3 protein-coding genes are annotated in these 2,126 nt (G+C 37.9%); 2 read left to right on the top strand and 1 reads right to left on the bottom strand.

Features of this window, described 5'->3' with window-relative positions; translation table 11 throughout:
• Positions 1 to 128 precede the first annotated feature (128 nt).
• Both GSY74_RS06165 and GSY74_RS06170 read left to right on the top strand, forming a co-directional pair.
• The gene (locus GSY74_RS06165; protein WP_164664226.1) at positions 129 to 413 is read left to right on the top strand and encodes a type II toxin-antitoxin system RelE/ParE family toxin; all 285 of its coding nucleotides are present in this window, start codon (positions 129 to 131) and stop codon (positions 411 to 413) included.
• Positions 413 to 973 carry a hypothetical protein gene (locus GSY74_RS06170; protein WP_164664227.1) on the top strand — a complete coding sequence of 187 codons (561 nt, stop codon included), beginning with the start codon at positions 413 to 415 and terminating at the stop codon, positions 971 to 973. The genes GSY74_RS06165 and GSY74_RS06170 overlap by 1 nt, the downstream gene beginning before the upstream one ends.
• A 30-nt stretch (positions 974 to 1,003) precedes the next feature.
• Here the strand turns inward: GSY74_RS06170 and GSY74_RS06175 are convergent, their stop codons facing one another.
• Positions 1,004 to 2,068: a type IV pilus twitching motility protein PilT gene (locus GSY74_RS06175; protein ID WP_164664228.1), complete on the bottom strand. Its 1,065-nt coding sequence runs from the start codon at positions 2,066 to 2,068 to the stop codon at positions 1,004 to 1,006.
• Positions 2,069 to 2,126: the final 58 nt, after the last annotated feature.

Raw genomic sequence — 2,126 nt, forward strand, 5'->3', positions numbered from 1 at the left:
GAGAGTATAGCTTTTGAAGAGGATAAAAAAAGATTTCATGAGACCTATAGACGAATGCAAAATGGAACAGAGAAAATGCTTTCAGAGGAAGAATCAAATATAGAGATAGATAACTTCTTAAAACAGCTATGAAAATAATCAAAACAGGTGATTTCCAAGAGTCATTAAAAGATATTTTGGCTTATATTGCTAGAGATAAAAAGAGTGCTTCCATTCAGTTTAATCGTGACCTCAACAAAAAAATTAAAGATATAAAAGATTTTCCTTTTATGTATCGTAAATCTTACTATTTTGATGATGAGTATATACGAGATTTAACACATAAAGGCTATAGTATTCCTTATAGTGTTAATTTAGAAGAGAGTTGTATATCAATTATTGGTATAACAAAGTATAAAAATAGGTTAAGATAATGCAACTCTTAAAATTCCTATTTGGTATCATTTTGGCTCAAATGGCAACGGCTTTTTTGGTACTGTTATCTACCGATGAGTTGGATACATCCGAGCTTACAAAGTTGGCAATACCGATTCTCTTTATCTCTTTGACTATCGCTCTCTGGTTTAGCTCTATGGCTGAACACTACCGCAAAGATGCCATTGGCAAAGCAGAGGGTGATTTTGCAAAAGAGCGTGAACAACTTCGTGTCAATGCTGAGCGTGCCAAGAGGCGTGTGGAGAAAAAGGCACAAAAAGATATTGTCAAGGAGGCAACTACTACCCATGCCAAGGCGAATTTTAAAGTTGGTATGGCTTTTGCAGGTGTTTTGGGTATTGGTGGACTCTTTGTTTTTGCTCAGATGGTCACGGTTGGACTGTTGGCTATTAGTGCAGGTGGTGGTGCGATTGGTGGGTATTATTGGCGAGGGAGAAGGTTGGAGAGTGGTCGGTTACGAGAGATTGAGATTAAAGATTTAAAAGTTATTGAGTCGAAGCCTTCTCGATTTTCAAAATTTAAACTACTTAAATCGTAAATAAAGTGAAAAATCACTTTACTTTTTCCATTACCTAAAAGTCAAATTCTTCTTAAGCTCATCAGGTTTATTAGAGTATTGCAAGGCATGTTCTTTTGTGATAAGACCACTTTTGAGAAGTTTAAGCATCACCTGTGATTGTGTCTGCATTCCTGTCTCTCCTTGTCCTAGTTGCATTTGTGAGTAGAGTTGATGTACCTTGTTTTCACGGATAAGGTTTGCAATAGCGTGATTTGTGGTCATAATTTCTGGTACGGCAACTCTCCCTCCACCGATTTTTGGTAGAAGAACTTGAGCGATAACAGCAACCAAAGAGCTTGAAATCATAGCTCTTATTTGCCCCTGCTCATCACCAGCAAAGACATCAATAATACGGTTAATTGTCCCTGGTGCAGAGTTGGTATGCAGAGTTCCAAAGACCAAGTGCCCAGTCTCGGCGGCTGTTAGTGCTGCTTCGATTGTCTCCTTATCTCTCATCTCACCGATTAGGATGATGTCAGGGTCTTGACGCATTGCATATTTTAGTGCTTTGGAGAAACTTTTGGTATCTGTTCCTGTCTCTCTATGGGAAAAGACACACTTTTTATTTTCATGAATAAACTCAACAGGGTCTTCAACCGTTATGATATGTTTGTTTTCGGTGATATTAATCTCATTGAGCATCGCTGCAAGAGTTGTTGATTTACCAGAGCCTGTAGGACCAGTTACGAGGATTAGACCTTTCTCTCTATTTATAAGTCTTTTGTAAATCTGTGGTGCATCCAAATCATCCAAAGAGGGAATCTTGGTAGGGATAATCCTAAAAGCAGCGGCAATGTCACCAAGTGTACGGTAGTAGTTTGCTCTAAATCTCCCAATACCAGGGAGCATCAAAGCAAAGTCAAGCTCTAACTCCTCTTCAAAAATCTTCTTCTGTTTCTCTGTGAGAAGTGCGTAGGTCATCTCCTCTATATCTTCACCTGTTAGTTTTGGTAGGTTCACAGGTTTCAAAGAGCCATCTATTCTTATCTGTGGTTCAGAGCGACTCACTAGGTGTAGGTCAGATGAGCCGTGGCTTACAACGCTTTTTAATAGTTTTTTTATATCAATAGCCATAGAGTATTATCCTTAAGAAATATTTAATACAATATTGTACTATTAAAACATTATATTA

It is taken from the genome of Sulfurovum sp. bin170, from assembly GCF_010892395.1.
GTDB lineage: Bacteria > Campylobacterota > Campylobacteria > Campylobacterales > Sulfurovaceae > UBA1140.

What these genes read in the sequence shown, in the direction of transcription:
- GSY74_RS06165 (WP_164664226.1), top strand. Translation starts at nt 129, where the DNA reads ATGAAAATAATCAAAACAGGTGATTTCCAAGAGTCATTAAAAGATATT.
- GSY74_RS06170 (WP_164664227.1), top strand. Translation starts at nt 413, where the DNA reads ATGCAACTCTTAAAATTCCTATTTGGTATCATTTTGGCTCAAATGGCA.
- GSY74_RS06175 (WP_164664228.1), bottom strand. Translation starts at nt 2,068, where the DNA reads ATGGCTATTGATATAAAAAAACTATTAAAAAGCGTTGTAAGCCACGGC.